The organism is Qipengyuania nanhaisediminis (genome assembly GCF_045862805.1).
Classification (GTDB): Bacteria; Pseudomonadota; Alphaproteobacteria; order Sphingomonadales; family Sphingomonadaceae; genus Erythrobacter; species Erythrobacter nanhaisediminis_A.
In genome coordinates this window covers 1,138,549-1,154,177 of record NZ_AP025760.1, presented here as the reverse complement: position 1 = coordinate 1,154,177, position 15,629 = coordinate 1,138,549, and the positions used below count along the sequence as shown (strand labels likewise).

The 15,629-nt window shown below is 65.3% G+C and carries 14 protein-coding genes; 4 read left to right on the top strand and 10 right to left on the bottom strand.

All coding sequences use genetic code 11. From position 1 onward, the window contains the following. Positions 1-2: 2 nt before the first annotated feature. Positions 3-863 carry an NAD(P)-dependent oxidoreductase gene (locus ACKTSM_RS05470; protein WP_407876112.1) on the top strand — a complete coding sequence of 287 codons (861 nt, stop codon included), beginning with the start codon at positions 3-5 and terminating at the stop codon, positions 861-863. A 6-nt stretch (positions 864-869) separates the two neighbouring features. Here ACKTSM_RS05470 and ACKTSM_RS05465 read toward each other — a convergent pair whose 3' ends face one another. The 7 genes from ACKTSM_RS05465 to ACKTSM_RS05435 form a co-directional block, all read right to left on the bottom strand. Continuing rightward, the gene (locus ACKTSM_RS05465) at positions 870-1,901 is read right to left on the bottom strand and encodes a MarR family transcriptional regulator (protein WP_407876111.1); all 1,032 of its coding nucleotides are present in this window, start codon (positions 1,899-1,901) and stop codon (positions 870-872) included. Positions 1,902-1,991: 90 nt separating this feature from the next. Further along, positions 1,992-2,591, bottom strand: coding sequence for a murein L,D-transpeptidase family protein (locus ACKTSM_RS05460; protein WP_407876110.1), 600 nt, complete (start codon positions 2,589-2,591; stop codon positions 1,992-1,994). Between the two features lie 93 nt (positions 2,592-2,684). After that, positions 2,685-3,974, bottom strand: coding sequence for an adenylosuccinate synthase (locus tag ACKTSM_RS05455; protein WP_407876109.1), 1,290 nt, complete (start codon positions 3,972-3,974; stop codon positions 2,685-2,687). A gap of 270 nt (positions 3,975-4,244) precedes the next feature. After that, the gene (locus ACKTSM_RS05450) at positions 4,245-5,939 is read right to left on the bottom strand and encodes a hypothetical protein (protein WP_407876108.1); all 1,695 of its coding nucleotides are present in this window, start codon (positions 5,937-5,939) and stop codon (positions 4,245-4,247) included. 116 nt (positions 5,940-6,055) lie between these two features. Continuing rightward, complete coding sequence (locus ACKTSM_RS05445; protein WP_407876107.1) at positions 6,056-7,165, bottom strand: ATP phosphoribosyltransferase regulatory subunit; 1,110 nt, start codon at positions 7,163-7,165, stop codon at positions 6,056-6,058. Between the two features lie 70 nt (positions 7,166-7,235). Beyond that, complete coding sequence (gene serA / locus ACKTSM_RS05440; RefSeq protein ID WP_407876106.1) at positions 7,236-8,819, bottom strand: phosphoglycerate dehydrogenase; 1,584 nt, start codon at positions 8,817-8,819, stop codon at positions 7,236-7,238. Positions 8,820-8,921: 102 nt separating this feature from the next. Next, positions 8,922-10,088, bottom strand: a complete 1,167-nt coding sequence (locus tag ACKTSM_RS05435) for a phosphoserine transaminase (protein WP_407876105.1) — start codon at positions 10,086-10,088, stop codon at positions 8,922-8,924. Between the two features lie 186 nt (positions 10,089-10,274). Between ACKTSM_RS05435 and ACKTSM_RS05430 the strand changes: the two genes are divergently transcribed. Further along, positions 10,275-11,492 (top strand): glycosyltransferase family 4 protein, encoded by a 1,218-nt coding sequence (locus ACKTSM_RS05430; RefSeq protein ID WP_407876104.1) that lies wholly within the window; start codon positions 10,275-10,277, stop codon positions 11,490-11,492. A 4-nt stretch (positions 11,493-11,496) separates the two neighbouring features. Here the strand turns inward: ACKTSM_RS05430 and ACKTSM_RS05425 are convergent, their stop codons facing one another. The 3 genes from ACKTSM_RS05425 to ACKTSM_RS05415 form a co-directional block, all read right to left on the bottom strand. Beyond that, the gene (locus tag ACKTSM_RS05425; protein WP_407876103.1) at positions 11,497-11,937 is read right to left on the bottom strand and encodes a hypothetical protein; all 441 of its coding nucleotides are present in this window, start codon (positions 11,935-11,937) and stop codon (positions 11,497-11,499) included. A 29-nt stretch (positions 11,938-11,966) separates the two neighbouring features. Continuing rightward, a complete protein-coding gene (locus ACKTSM_RS05420) occupies positions 11,967-12,431 on the bottom strand; it encodes a hypothetical protein (protein WP_407876102.1) in 465 nt (154 codons plus the stop codon). A gap of 142 nt (positions 12,432-12,573) precedes the next feature. Beyond that, the gene (locus tag ACKTSM_RS05415; RefSeq protein ID WP_407876101.1) at positions 12,574-13,239 is read right to left on the bottom strand and encodes a PadR family transcriptional regulator; all 666 of its coding nucleotides are present in this window, start codon (positions 13,237-13,239) and stop codon (positions 12,574-12,576) included. 137 nt (positions 13,240-13,376) lie between these two features. On the opposite strand from ACKTSM_RS05415, the gene ACKTSM_RS05410 reads away from it, so the two are divergent. After that, positions 13,377-14,711 carry a replication-associated recombination protein A gene (locus ACKTSM_RS05410; RefSeq protein WP_407876100.1) on the top strand — a complete coding sequence of 445 codons (1,335 nt, stop codon included), beginning with the start codon at positions 13,377-13,379 and terminating at the stop codon, positions 14,709-14,711. Beyond that, positions 14,711-15,613: a hypothetical protein gene (locus ACKTSM_RS05405; RefSeq protein ID WP_407876099.1), complete on the top strand. Its 903-nt coding sequence runs from the start codon at positions 14,711-14,713 to the stop codon at positions 15,611-15,613. Before ACKTSM_RS05410 ends, ACKTSM_RS05405 begins: the two co-directional genes overlap by 1 nt. Positions 15,614-15,629: the final 16 nt, after the last annotated feature.

Below are 15,629 nucleotides of genomic sequence, written 5' to 3'. Positions count from 1 at the left end.
CGATGAGCGAGATACCTGCGCTCCCGCTGTTTCACCGGATCGAGGGGAAAGGCGTGCTCGTGCTCGGTGGCGGCGCGGCGGCAGAGGCCAAGCGGCGGCTTGTCGAGCGCGCGGGCGGGACTGTCGTGACCGATGCGGACCGTGCGGCGAGCGATGGCGTGCGCCTGGCCTTCATCGCATTCGAGGACGAAGCAGCCTGTAAAGCCGCGGCGGTTCGCCTTCGCGGTGCAGGAATTCTGGTCAATGTCGTCGACCGCCCCGACCTGTGCGATTTCACCACCCCTAGCATCCTAGAGCGCAGCCCGGTCTTGATCGCGATCGGCACTGCTGGCCAGTCGGCCGGTCTGGCCAAGCACCTTCGCCTACGGCTCGAGGAAGTCCTGCCGCAAACGCTGGGCAAGCTGGCCGAAGCGCTGTTTGCGGCGCGCGAGCGGCTGCGCGCGGCCTATCCCGGAACGAATGAACGTCGGCGGGCAATCGACGCGGCACTCGAAGAAGGCGGACCGCTCGACCCGCTCGACCCGGCCGCGCCTGAGCGGGTCCGGGAATGGGCGAAGGGCGGCGCGATTGCAGCCGAAGCGGCCACTCACATGATCGTCCTTTCCAGCGAGGACCCAGAGGATCTCACGATACGCCAGGCGCGATTGCTCGGCAGCGCCGATGCGATCTGCTGCGATAAGGCCGTGCCGGACCATATCCTTTCCCGCGCGCGCGCCGATGCAGTACGGCGGGTTTGCGATGCCGCGCTTTGCCCAAGACTGGGCGATTCATCGCACACCGCCCGCTGCCCCAAAGCCGGCCCCGATGACGATGCTGGCGAAAGCACGCTGATCTTGCGCCGCGCCGATCGCGCTGACGGCTGATCGCGTTCAGGCGGCCATCAGCATCGGGGTTTCGATCTCTGCGAAATAGCGCGCCATCGCCTCTGCCGACTGGTCCGACAATCCGATGAAGGCGCGGCGGCGATCGGTCGAATCGGCGACCCGCACGAACACCCCGCTATCGACCAATTGCTTGATCCAGCGCAGCGCCGTGGTGGCGGGCACCTCGGCTGCGATGCACAGCGAAGTGACCGAGACGCGCTGGTGTTCGGCATGGGCGGCGGTGAGGTCGAGCAACATGTCCCAGGCCGGATCGGCGAACAGGTCCTTGTCGAAGAACTTGGCCCGCGCCTGGCGAGCCGCAATGACCTGGCGGACGCGGCGCGGATCGGGAAGCGGCGGGCGCGCCGAACCGATGCGATCCTGCCCGCTTTCCAGCGATTGTTCGGCCGCTTGCGCGCCGGCAAGCAGCGCGCCCTTGTCGCTGGCATGGGCCCGCAGGGCCGCCTGAGATCCGCCGCGGCCCTGGTGCGAGGAAAGCCCTTCGAGCTTGTGGGCGATCGCTTCGACCTGGCGCGAGAGGTGAAGCAGGTTGAGCCGGTCCTCCTCGGTCATCTCGCGCACGCGCGCACTGCCCATTTCGGCCATCACCCGGCCCACCGCGATCACCCGTTCGGCGCGGCTAGGCTGAACGAGGATCTGCGGGTCGCACTGGTCGAGCGCCGAAAAGACATCGTCGAGCGAATCGATCGCGGTCGAGACGATCAGCTGGGCGCCCGCACGCGCCACGCGCATGTCGAGCCGTGCGAGCGCGGCAATGTGGCGGGCATCGACCACAGGGCAATCGACCATAACGACATCGCCAAGCATGGCGATCGGACCGTCGAGCAATTGCACGACATCGCCGCCATCGATTGTGCGGAACCCCGCGCCGCCGAGATCTTGGGCGATCTGGTCGCGCACAGACGGGCGATCGGCAAAGATCGCGACCCGCGCCGGCAGCCCCGCCGAATCGGTCGCGCCGGTGCCTATATCGCTTGCGTAAGAGAAATCCTTGGTCTGGTAATCGATCTGCGTCATCGAATCGGCTCCCCTGTTGAGGAGAACGAGACTAGAACAAAACGTGCTCAAGTCAAGATTCTGACCTTTGCTGCCGAACCGCTTAGTGCCTCAGGGGCGGATCTCGATCGGGGTGCCATCGGGGACGATCTGCCACAATTCCTCGATTTCAGCATTGGACAGGGCGATGCAGCCATCGGTCCAGTCGCCGCGCATCCGCCCAGGCCGGCCGGTCGGTTGGCCATGGATGAAGATGTCCCCGCCGGGCGAGCGTCCGTATTGCGCGGCGAAGGCACGGTCGCTGGCATTTGGATAGGAAATACCGAGCGAAAGATGAAACCGGCTCTGCGGGTTGCGCCTGTCAATGGTGTATATCCCTTCCGGCGTGCGCTCGTCGCCCTGGAAACGCTTGTGCCCGCCGGGCGCATCTCCGAATTGCAGCCCGCGATAGGCGCGCACCGGGCGGCCGTCGCGATAGGCCACCAGCAGGCGCTCGGACTTGTCGATGACGAGGTAATCGGCAACCAGCGGCCGGTTCGACAGCGGATCGCGCGGGATCGAGCGGGTCGCATAGCGCGGCTCCTGCCCGGTAGGAAAGGCCGAGGGCGCAGCGGCGGCGGCATCGCTGCCGGTGGTCGCCACCGGCGCACCTTGCGGTGCGGCGCAGGCGGAGAGCAGAATGGTCAGCGCAAGGGCGAAAAGCCGGGTCATCACAACCCCGCAGACTAATCGCGGACAGCCATTCGTCAATTGCGCCCGATACCCGGTGTCCCGCGCAAGGACTCGCTAAACGAGCGGCTCCGATCAATCGACAAAGGGATCGCGCATCAGGATCGTGTCGTCGCGTTCGGGGCTGGTGGAGACCAGCGCCACCGGGCATTCGATCAGTTCCTGCACGCGCTGGATGTACTTGATCGCATTGGCGGGAAGATCGGCAAAGGAGCGCGCCCCCGCGGTGCTCTGGCTCCAGCCTTCCATCTCTTCGTAGATCGGTTCGACATTGGCCTGGTCGGCGGCATGGCTGGGCAGGTAGTCATAGACATTGCCGCGCAGCCGGTAGCCGGTGCAAATCTTTACGGTTTCCAGCCCGTCAAGCACGTCGATCTTGGTGAGCGCGATCCCCGTCACGCCCGAGACCGCGCAGGTCTGGCGCACCAGCACCGCATCGAACCAGCCCACGCGCCGCTGGCGCCCGGTCACGGTGCCGAATTCGTGGCCTCGTTCGCCAATTCCCTGCCCGACATCGTCGTCGAGCTCGGTCGGGAACGGTCCCGATCCGACCCGGGTGGTGTAAGCCTTCACGATGCCGAGCACGAACCCGGTAGCATTGGGCCCCAGCCCGCTTCCCGCCGAGGCGGTGCCGCTCACCGTGTTCGAGCTGGTGACGAATGGATAGGTGCCGTGGTCGATATCGAGCAGCACGCCCTGGGCGCCCTCGAACAGGATCTTCGCGCCCGCCTTGCGAACCTTTTTCAGGCGCTTCCAGACCGGCTGGGCAAAGCGCAGCACGAAGGGCGCGATTTCGCGCAATTCGTCAAGCAAGGCCTCACGGTCGACCGGCGGCTGGTCGAAACCGGCGCGCAGCGCATCGTGATGCGCGCACAAACGGTCGAGCTGCGGTTCGAGATGGTCGAGATAGGCCAGGTCGCACACCCGGATCGCGCGGCGGCCGACCTTGTCCTCGTAGGCGGGGCCGATGCCGCGCCCGGTGGTGCCGATCTTGCCCTTTCCGGCGGCGGTTTCGCGCAGGCCGTCAAGGTCGCGGTGAAGCGGGAGGATCAGCGGGCAATTGTCGGCAATCGCGAGATTGTCGTCGGTGATCGTCACGCCCTGGCTCTCGAGCTTCTCGACCTCGTCGCGCAGCGCCCACGGATCGAGAACCACGCCATTGCCGATCATGCTCATCGTGCCTGACACGATGCCCGAAGGAAGCAGCGACAGCTTGAAGACCTGGCCGTCGATAACCAGCGTGTGGCCGGCATTGTGCCCGCCCTGGAAGCGCACCACGGCATCGGCGCGGCTGGCGAGCCAGTCGACGATCTTGCCCTTGCCTTCATCGCCCCACTGGGCCCCGATTACGGTGACGTTTGCCATGCTTGAATAACTCTCGATCGGTTAAGCCGCGCGCGCCCTAGGCTTTTGGCCTGCCAAGGGCAAGCAAGGAACATGCAAAGGTGCCTTCTAAAAATGCTTACCTGTCGCACAAGAGTTTGAAAACTTTGATGGATTCAGACATTCCTGGCGGCATGATGCGTCAACTTTGCGGTTATCGGGCCAGGCCAGGCACTTTGACGCCAGCCCCCGCCGTTCAAGCAACCCGGCGCCGCAGTAGGAAAATCGTGCGCCTTTCCCTGCCCTTCCCGCCTATTCGAACAGGACGCTGGTTTCCGCGCAGGCATCGATCCGCGTGACGGCGATCTCGCGCCCGCTCGCGGTCACCGCGCGAAAATCGAACAGGCAGGCCTGCGAGCCGTCAAAGACGTTGACGTTCCATTGCTGGTCGCCGGCAAGGCTGGTTCCCGAGCCAAGCTTGTCCTCGCCCCATCCCTGGGTCGCCGAGTTTGACCAGTAGATCGCGTCGAGCACTTCACCGGTGCGGTTCAGCAGCGCGATATTGCGGTTGAGTCCATCATTGCTGATGGTGTCGTTGGCCACCGCGACAGCCGGGCTTGCCGCGCGCGTCGCCGCGCTCGCAGAGTCGGCCGTGTTTTCAGGCATTTCGGGCACTGCCGCGCCATCGCCGAATGCGATTGTGAGCAGGTTGAAGACCTCGCCGAGATTGGAAACGAGCAGCTCGTAATCGCCGCAATCCGCGCCTGGCTCGAGCGTGAAGCTGGTCCGATCGGTCATGTCGTAATCGGAATGCACGGCCGCGCCATCGGCGGCGCGCACGTCGAAATCGAGATCGGTGTCGCCATCGCCATAGGCGCTGATGCCGGTGGCGCTGCACACGCGCAGAGCGATCTTGGCGGTGCCCTGTGCGCGGATGCGGTATTCGCCCGCCCCCGTCACCGGACGCGGCGTATCGGCATCGATCAGCGCGATGGTGAAGGCATTGTAAACCTCGCCGAGATTGGTCACGTCGATCACGAAGGTTTCGCACGCCCCAGTCGGGGTGAGCGTTGCGAAGGTCACGTCGGAAAGGTCGTAATCCTCGTGAACGCGTTCTTCACTGGCATTGACGATCTCGAAATCGAGATCGGTGTCGCCATCGCCGCGCACTTCCAGCCGCGATGCGGTGCAGACCGGCAGATCGACGCGCAAGATGCCATTGGCCTCGGCGCGATATTCGCCCGGCCCGCTCGTCTCGGACACGGTCAGCACCCGCTCGACGCCCGCATTGGCGCTGGTAGCTGTGGAGGCGGCAAGGCTGGTGCTCGGCGCTGTGCCGGCAAAGGGCGTGCTCGCGGCCCCCTTGGGTTCGATCACCAGCATCATCGCATTGTAGACATTGCCGAGATTGGCCACCTCGATCTCGAAGGTTTCGCAATCTGCGAGCAGGCCGGCCAGCGTCGCACTGGTCTGGTCGGTCAGGTCGTCGTTTTCATGGACCACCGCGCCATCCGAATTGCGGACGATGAAGTCGAGATCGGTATCACCGTCGCCGCGCGCGGTCAGGTCGGCGGAGGTCCCGCAGGCCTTGAACTTGTAGGTCTCGGTCTGAGCGGGCTGGATGATGTGCTTGGACACCCGGGTCGATGCCTCGGTCACCGGTTCGAGCACGACGACGAATTCGTTGCTCTCTTCGCCCAGATTGCTGACCTCGAGCCCGTAGGTCTCACATTCCGGGCTGTCCTTCTCGATCAGAAGCGACAGGTAGTCATCGCCGCCCTGGTCGCGGGCGAGCAGGTTGCCGCGCGCATCGGTGACGATAAAATCGAGATCTGTGCCGGTATCGCCGCGCACCGCGAGCTGGCTTTCCATCGAGCACAATTGCAGGTCGATCCGCACATTGGTCTCGCCTGCGATCGTGTAGTCATCAACGCTCGCGTGAGCGGGGGTGGCAACGAGCGCCAGCGGGGCGCTGAAGGCCAGTAGGAAAGTTGGTGCGGATTTCATGTGCGCCCCCAATGGCATCGGTGGTTTGGAGGCAAGGCTATAGCCAAACACGCCTTAATGACAGGTGATTTGTCGGGCGCTGCCCCGGCGCGGCACAGGCGCGCGCGCTGGACCGATCACAGGGCCGCGATCGTGTCGCCCGATAGAATGTGAGTGCAGCCCAGCGCGCGCGGATCGTCGGCATCGCTGATGCGGGCAATTACCCGGTCGCCGTTGTCGCGTGCCGCGCGCGCGGCTGCGGCGCTGTGTCCGGTCTCGGCGAAGACCTTGCGCTGCGCGCCCGGCTCCTGTCGCACGGCCTCGGCCACCCGGTCGAGATAAAGCGTGAAACCGGTCGCTGGCTCGTTGCTGCCGCCGATCCGGTAGGTGCCGCCGCGTCCCGCCGCGCCGCGCAGGCCATCGGCATAGAGCGTGAAGCCGAACCAGCTTTGATATTCGAAACCGTGGCGTTCGGTCGGGTCGAGGGTGATCCGCGCACGTGGCGCGACCTCGGCCTCGATCTGCGAAAGGGCATCGAGCCGCGAGGCGCAGACGCCCTTGTCGTCGAACGCGCGCAGCGCCGCGAGCGCATCGGCAAATTCGCCGGTGGCGTAGAGCAGCGGGAGATAGGCCTCGCCCCCGACCGCCTTCAGACCGCCGGCATCCTTGGTGTCGAGTTCGCGCCGCACGCCCTCGAGCGTGTCGGCATCGAGCGCATTATCGCCCGCTGCCAGGGTGTCGATGAGATCGGGCATGGTGAAATCGACCGAAATACCGGTGAGACCCGCCGCTTCGAGCGCGGTGATCGCGAGGCCGACGATCTCGCTCGCCGCTGCCACGCTGTCGGCCCCGATCAGTTCGGCACCCAGTTGCAGCCGCTCGCGCGCGGGATCGAGCTGGCTGGCGCGGATCAGCGCGGTGTCGCCAGCATAGGCGAGCCTGAGCGGCCGTGGCGTGCCGGCAAGCGAGGTCGCCGCGATCCGCCCGATCTGCGGGGTAATGTCGCTGCGCAGGGCGAGTGTGCGCAGGCTCGCAGGGTCGGTCATGCGAAAGCACGCATCGGTGCGCACCCCGTTCATCCGGCTGGCGAGCGAGCTTTCGAACTCGAGCAGCGGCGGGCGCACCCGGTCATAGCCATGCGCATCCATCGCATCGAGACAGGCGCGCATCGCGCCGGTTATCCGGGCCGCCGAAGCGGGCAGGCGATCTTCGAGCCCTTCGGGCAGCAAGTCGGTGGTCGTGGTCATTGTGCCGGTTCCCCTAGCCAAAGGCGGCGCGCGGTGAAAGCCGCGAGTTGCCGCCTAGGGCCAGGGCAGATCAGAACGACAGCGCCTTGACCATCTGCACCCCTTCGAGCCCCTCCGCCTCGGCGATCACCGCGGCGCCAGGTTCCTCGTCGAGGCTGAGCAAAAGCACCGCCTCGCCGCCGGCATCGCGGCGGCCCAGGTTGAAGGTGCCGATATTGATGTCGTGCGCGCCCATCAGGCTACCGATCCGGCCGATGAAGCCCGGCTTGTCGTCATTGACGACGTAGAGCATTTGCCCGTCGAGATCGGCCTCGATCCCGATGCCGAAGATTTCGACCAGCCGCGGCGCGTGGTTGCCGAACAGCGTGCCCGCGACCGAGCGCGTGCCCTGCTCGGTCTCGACCGAGACGCGGATCAGCGTGTTGAACGCGCCTTCGCGCTGGTGGCGGATCTCGCTCACCTCGAGCCCGCGTTCCTTGGCAAGGAACGGCGCGTTGACCATGTTCACCGTGTCCGAATAGCGACGCATGAAACCTGCCAGCACCGCGCCGGTGATCGGCTTGCCGTTAAGCTCTGCCGCCGCGCCCTCGCGCTCGATGCTGATCTTGGTGAGGTTGCCGTGGGCAAGCTGGCCGACGAGGCTGCCGAGCTTTTCGGCGAGCGCCATGTAGGGCTTGAGCTTGGGCGCTTCTTCGGCAGAGAGCGAAGGCATGTTGAGCGCGTTCGATACCCCGCCATTGACGAGGTAATCGGCCATCTGTTCGGCCACCTGGAGCGCGACATTGACCTGCGCCTCGGTGGTCGAGGCGCCCAGATGCGGGGTGCAGATGAAATTGGGCGCTCCGAACAGCGGGCTTGTCGTGGCCGGCTCGCTCGCGAACACGTCGAGCGCGGCGCCTGCGACCTGCCCGCTGTCGAGTGCATCGCGCAGCGCCGCCTCGTCGATCAGCCCGCCGCGCGCGCAATTGACGATACGGATGCCGCTCTTGGCGTTCTCGATCCGCTCGCGGCTCAGGATATTGCGCGTCTCGTCGGTCAGCGGGGTGTGGAGCGAGACGAAATCGGCGCGCGTCAACAACGTGTCGAGATCGACCTTCTCGATGCCCAGCTCGACCGCGCGTTCCTCGGTAAGGAAGGGATCGTAGGCGATCACCTTCATCCTCAGCCCCTGCGCGCGCGCGGCGACGATCCCGCCGATATTGCCCGCGCCGATCAGGCCCAGCGTCTTGCCGGTCACCTCGACCCCCATGAAGTCCTTCTTGGGCCATTCGCCGTTCTGGGTTCGGGCATTGGCCTGCGGGATCTGGCGAGCGAGCGCCATGATCATCGCGATCGCGTGCTCGGCGGTGGTGATCGAATTGCCGAACGGCGTATTCATCACCACCACGCCTTTGGCGCTGGCATGGGAGATATCGACATTGTCGACCCCGATCCCGGCGCGGCCGATGACTTTCAGATTGGTTGCAGCATCGAGGATCTCGTGCGTCACCTTGGTCGAGGAACGGATCGCCAGCCCATCATATTCGCCGATGCGCGCCTTGAGTTCTTCGGGGCTTTCGCCGGTGATCACGTCGACATCGCAGCCGCGCTCTTCGAATATGCGCGCAGCGTTTTCGTCCATCTTGTCTGAGATGAGGACCTTGGGCTTGTTCATCGATTATTCCTTGGTTGAAGGGCGCGCGTCACGCACAGCACCCATCTGTTCCTGCTTGGGAAGAGGCAGCGGCCCGCGCCAGGGCAGGCCGCATGCCGGCAATCAGCCGTTTTTGACGGTCTCGTAGGCCCACTCGATCCAGGGCAGCAGGCGCTTGATGTCCTCCGCCTCGAGCGTTCCGCCGCACCAGATCCGCAAGCTCGGCGGGGCGTCGCGATAGCCGTTGAAATCGTAACCCACGCCGCGCTCTTCGCACAGCTTGACGATTTTCTTCGGCACCGCGGCCTGGTCTTCGTGCGATAGGCTTTCATACCACTCGCCGGTGAACTTCATGCACACGCCGGTATTGGTGCGCTTGGCCGGATCGGCCACCATGTTGCGCAGCCAGGGTGTTGCCTCGATCCAGTCCTTGACGATTTTCGCATTGGCATCGGCGCGTTCGAACATGGCCTTGCGCCCGCCGATCGACTTCGCCCATTCGAGCGCGGCGATGTAATCCTCGGTCGCCAGCAACGAGGGTGTGTTGATTGTCGCGCCTTCGAAGATGCCGCAATTGATCTTGTCGCCCTTTTTCAGGCGGAACAGCTTGGGTAGCGGCCATGCGGGGTCATAGCTCTCGATCCGTTCGACCGCCTTGGGGCTGAGGATCAGCATGCCGTGTTGCGCCTCCGAGCCCATCACCTTTTGCCAGCTATAAGTGGTGGCATCGAGCTTGGGCCAGTCCATCTCCAACGCGAAGATCGCGCTGGTGGCATCGTTAATTGTCACGCCCTCGCGATCGCTTGCGAGCCAGTCGGTATCGGGGATCATCGCGCCAGAAGTGGTGCCATTCCAGGTGAACACCACGTCATTGTCCTGCGGGATGTTCGCAAGGTCGGGAATCTCGCCGTAATCGGCGCTCAGCGTGGTGAGTTTCGGCAGCCTTAGCTGCTTGACCGCGTCCTGGATCCAGACATTGCCGAAGCTTTCCCACGCCGCCACGGTCGCTGGGCGCTCGGGGTCGAGCATGGTCCACATCGCGCATTCGAGCGCGCCGGTATCCGAACCCGGCATGATCCCGACCAGATAGTCCTCGGGCACGCCGAGAAGCTCGCGCGACAGGTCGATCGCGTATTTCAGCCGCGCCTTGGCACCGGCCGAACGGTGCGAACGGCCGAGCGAATCGGTTTTCAGCTTGTCGAGGGACCATCCGGGGAACTTGACCGTCGGGCCGGATGAAAATTGCGGGCGCTCCGGCTTCAGGGCCGGTTCGCTGGGTATGCTCGTCATTGTATTCTCTCCTTGCAGAGAGCACGCGCGGCGTTGGGACCGCGTGGCCCGTCAGCCGCACTAATGTTGCGCTGCACAATGTCAATGTGAAATCGAGGGCAATCGACAGACCGCTCCACAGCAAGGTTCAATTCCCGCCACACGCCTCTCGAAATTTGGTCGCGACTGGCCTAAAGCCTCGCGGCAATGGAAACATCCGACCTTCGCATTGCGCTGTTCAGCGGCAATTACAACTACACCCGCGACGGGGCCAACCAGGCGCTCAACCGGCTGGTGCGCTCGCTTCTCGACAAGGGCGCGCAGGTGCGCGTCTATTCGCCCGTCGTCGACAAGCCCGATTTCGAACCGACCGGCGACCTCGTCGGCGTGCCCAATGTCCGCATGCCGGTTAAGGGACGCGGCGAATACCGCCTGCCGCTCAGGCTCGGCCGCGCGGTCAAGCGCGACCTCGCGCTGTTCAAGCCCAATATCGTCCACCTGTCATCGCCTGACCCCGCCGGCCATGCCGCCTTGTCCTGGGCGCAGGACCACGACATCCCGGTTCTGGCTAGCGTTCACACGCGGTTCGAGACCTATCCGCGCTATTACAACCTGGCCTTCCTCGAACCGGTGGTGATCGGCATCCTGCGGCGGTTCTACAATCGCTGCGATGCGCTGGTCGCGCCGTCGCAATCGATGATCGATGAACTGGTGGCGATGGACATGCACGACGACATCGCGCTGTGGACCCGCGGGGTCGATCGCACGGTCTTCTCCTCGGAAAAGCGCGACATGGACTGGCGCCGCTCGATCGGGCTTGCCGATGACGACGTGGCGATCGTGTTCCTGGGAAGGCTGGTGATGGAAAAGGGGCTCGACGTGTTCGCCGAAACCATCGTCCAGCTGCGCAAGCGCCAGGTCCCCCACAAGGTCCTGGTGATCGGCGACGGCCCGGCGCGCGGATGGTTCGAGGACGCGCTGCCCGGCGGGATCTTTGCAGGGTTCAAGACCGGGGCCGAACTCGGCCAGGCGCTGGCGAGCGGGGACATCTTCCTCAATCCCTCGATCACCGAGACATTCGGCAATGTCACGCTGGAGGCGATGGCCTGCGGCTTGCCGGTCGTTGCCGCGGGGGCGACCGGGGCATCGAGCCTCGTTGATGACGGGGTCACAGGGCGGCTGGTCCCGCTCAAGGGCAAGGGCGCGTCCGCCGCGCCCGACAGCACCGGCCTTGCCGAGGCGATCGCGCCCTATTGCACCGATCCCGCCTTGCGCCGCGCGCATGGCGAAGCGGGTGAGGAGCGCAGCCGCGAATATAGCTGGGAGGCGATCAACCAGGTTGTCGCCGACACCTATATCCGCCTGATCGAGGATCGCCGGGCGCTTCAGGAACAGGAGGCGGCGAGCGCACCCGCCGCCTCGTGATCGGCTAGCGCAGCACGCCTGCCTCGCGCATCCGGCGGGCATAGATGAACAATCCGATCGTGATCACCCAGATCGCCGCTGCGAACAGCTTGTGCTCGGTCGTCGCCAGCACTGGCGGCAGGTCCGACACGACCCATTGAAAAAAGGTCGTGCCGACGAGCCCGACGATCGAGATCGCAAACAGCGTGACCGCGTGGCGGCTGCGCACAAGCAGCGCCAGCGATCCGAACAGGCTACCCCACACGCCGAGCGCCCAGAAGGCGGTCGCCCATGCAGGAAAGCTCGTATAATAGGCGATCTGGTCGGCCGGCATGTCGATGCCCTCGAGCATTCCCAGCTTGGTCATGGTGTAGCTGGTCGCGCCGGTGGCGTTCCACAGCAGGCTCACCAGCCCCACGACCCACAGGTGCCAGGGCGCGCCCGGCTTATCGGGATGGTCCGTCATTGCGTGTCTCCCCCCTTTTCTCGCCGCGGTCAACGCAGCACGCCTGCGGCGGTCATACGGCGCGCATAGATCGCGAGCAAAATGGTCACGATTACGATCACCGCGCTGAAAATCCACATGAAAGGCGATTTCATCTCCGCCGGGATGTCACTGGTGAAGGTGTAAAGGGTGGTGCCTGCCAGCCCGATGAGCGAGATCACGAAGCCGTGAAAGGCGAACCGGCTGCGAAGGAGCAGCAGGATGGACCCCGCCACCGCTCCCCACACGCCCAGCGCCCAGAACGCATCGGCCCATGCGGGAAAGCCGGTGAAATAGCCCATCATCATATCGTAGGAGACGCCGGCATTGTCGGCGGCTGCGCGAAGATAGGCCTCGTTGCGCGTCTGGGTCATGGTATAATCATAGGCCCCGCCGCCGTTCCAAAGCAGCGAGACGATGCCGATCACCCACAGGTGCCACGGCGCCTTTGGCGGTCCGCCAATCGTGTTGTTCATCTGTCCCTCCCCGAGACGAGTGCGACCCGTCCCGAACAGGGATATGCGCAAGTTGTGCTGCCTGCAATCGCGTTAGGGCTTGCCTGCCGTCGCGCGGCGGGCACCGGGGCCCCGGCATGGCGGCCCCGGCACTTTCAACGGGTCAGATGCGCTCGATTCGCTTGGCGACCTCGTCGATGATGTCGACGATCTGGTCGATCGTGGCCTTGTCGAGCTTTCCTGCGCGCGCGCGGTTCTTGAGCACATTGGCGAGATTGCCCATCGCGCGGAACAGGTCGGGCGATTTCTCGCGCACCCGCTCGGCGCGCTCACCATGTTCGCCGAGACGGCCCATCAGTTCCTCGACTTCCTCGGAACGTTCCTCGAGCTCGGCCTTGCCGGCCTTGGTCGCCTTGAAGGGTTTCTTGCCGCCGGTCTCGCTTTCGCCGTCACCCTCGCTCTTGGCCTTGGCCTTGGTCTTGGCGGGCTTGATGCAGCCCTCTTCCTCGAGCATTTGCAGGGTCGGATAGACCGCGCCGGGCGATGGGGCATAGCTGCCGCCGGTCATGTCCTCGATCGCGCGGATGAGCTCGTAGCCATGGCGCGGTTCGCGTGCGATCAGGGCAAGAAGGGCAAGACGCAATTCGCCCGATCCGAACATCCGCCCGCGGCGCTTGCGGGGGCGCGGACCGTCATGCCAGTCGCGCTTGCGATCGCGGCGCGCGCGGCGCTCTGAATCTTCCCATTCGCTCGCCGCGCTGGCGGCCATCATCGCGATCATGGGGCCAAGATTGTTCCACCCGCCGCGTCCGTGCCTGCCTCGTGTCATGTGCCGCTCTCCTCTGGCATGATGATAGTTCGTTACGTTGAGAAGATATATCTTCGACCTATCGATTCAACCCCCACCCTGTCCGTGCGTGCCTTTTCCGGTGCAATTTTCGACCGGCGCCCTATTTCCATCCACCAATGGCAGACCTGTTTGCAGATCAAGACGACCATGCGCAGGCCGAGCGCGCACCCGGCAGCGATGCCGCGCATGGCGACGCCCCGCTTGCCGACCGGCTGCGTCCGCGCGCGCTCGACGAGGTGATCGGGCAGGAGCATATCACCGGACCGCAAGGCGCGATCGGGCGGATGGTCGCGGCAGGAAAGCTCGCCAGCATGATCTTGTGGGGGCCGCCGGGCACCGGCAAGACCAGCATTGCCCGCCTGCTCGCCGATGCGGTGGGGATGCGCTTCGTCGCAATCAGCGCGGTGTTCTCGGGCGTCGCTGACCTCAAAAAGGCCTTCGCCGAGGCCGACAAGATGGCGCAGGCAGGCAAGAAAACACTGCTTTTTGTTGACGAGATTCACCGCTTCAACCGCGCCCAGCAGGACGGCTTTCTCCCCTTTGTCGAGCGCGGCACGGTGACGCTGGTCGGCGCCACCACCGAAAATCCCAGCTTCGCGCTCAATGCCGCGCTGCTCAGCCGCGCGCAGGTGCTGATCCTCGAACGGCTCGGCGCGCAAGCGCTCGACCAATTGCTCAGGCGGGCCGAGGAACTCGAAGGTCCGCTCCCGCTCACCGATGACGCACGCGCCGCCCTGATCGCAAGCGCCGATGGCGACGGGCGTTTTCTGCTCGGGCAGGCCGAGACGCTCTACAACGCCAGGCTGGACGCGCCGCTCGACCCCGAGGCGCTGGCCAGGTTCCTCCAGCGCAGGGTCGCGGTCTATGACAAGGACCGCGACGGGCACTACAATCTCATCAGCGCGCTTCACAAGGCGGTGCGCGGCTCGGACCCGCAGGCCGCGCTCTATTACCTGGCGCGCATGCTGACCGCGGGCGAGGAGCCGCTCTACCTGCTGCGCCGCCTCGTGCGCATCGCGTCCGAGGATATCGGGCTCGCCGATCCGGGTGCGCTCACCCAGTGCCTCGCGGCCAAGGATGCCTACCAGTTTCTCGGCAGTCCCGAGGGCGAGCTGGCGATCGTACAGGCATGCCTCTACCTCGCCACGGCGCCCAAATCGAACGCGGTCTATACCGCGCAGAAAAGCGCCTTTCGCACCGCACGCGAGACCGGCAGCCTGATGCCCCCCGCCAACATCCTCAACGCGCCCACCAGCCTGATGAAGGATATCGGCTATGGCGAGGGCTATTCCTACGATCACGATGCCGAGGACGGTTTTTCGGGCGACGATTACTGGCCCGAAGGCCTGGAGCCGCAGACCTTCTACGCGCCGGTCGAGCGCGGGTTCGAGCGCAAGGTGCGCGAGCGGATCGAATACTGGGAGCGCCTGAGGCGCGAGCGGCGAGGCTGATGCGCAAGTTCGATCATTTCCTCGCGGTCGACTGGTCGGGCGCGCGCGGCGAGAGGCATCGCGGCATCGCGCTTGCCATCGCCGATGCCGGCGGCGGACCGCCGGTCCTGGTCGAACCGCCCGCACGCGGCTGGTCGCGCACCGAGGTGATGGAACTGCTGCGCGACGACCTGCCTGCCAACACGCTGGTGGGCATCGACCTCGGCATCTCGCTGCCCTTCAACGATTGCGGCGCGTTCTTTCCCGGCTGGGACGCATCGCCCAGCCACGCCAAGAAATTGTGGGCGTTGATCGATGACATCTGTTCTGCCGACGAGCACCTTGGCGCCCATGGCTTCCTCGCCCATCCGGAGGCCTCGCGCTATTTTCGTCACGGCAAGGCGCATGAAGGCGACCGCTTCCACCTCGCCAATGCGATCACCCGCGAGGGACGCTTTCGCGAGACCGAGATCGCGCAGAAGCGCCAGAAATGCCGTCCGGTCTCCAATTTCAACCTCGTTGGCGCCGCGCAGGTGGGCAAGAGCACGCTCACCGGCATGAGGATGCTTCACCAGCTGCGCGGACATCTCGCGGTCTGGCCGATGGATCCGGTGCCCGCGCGCCGGATCACCAGCGGCGGATCGATGCTGGTCGAGATCTATACCGGCCTGGTCTCGCGCGAGGCGGCGGCGCTTTCGGGCGCGCGCACCAAGCTGCTGACCTATGGCGATCTCAACGTCGCGCTCGAAGCGCTCGGCAGCCCGCCGGTCATGCGCTACGGCGCGATCGACGACCATTCCTCCGACGCGCTGCTCACTGCGGCCTGGCTGCGCGTGGCGTCGGGCCAGGAGCAACGCTGGGAACCGCGCTTTCTCACCGCCCAGATCGCCTGGACCGAGGGCTGGACCTTCGGCGCGTTGTGAAAGGGCAGGAGGGGTT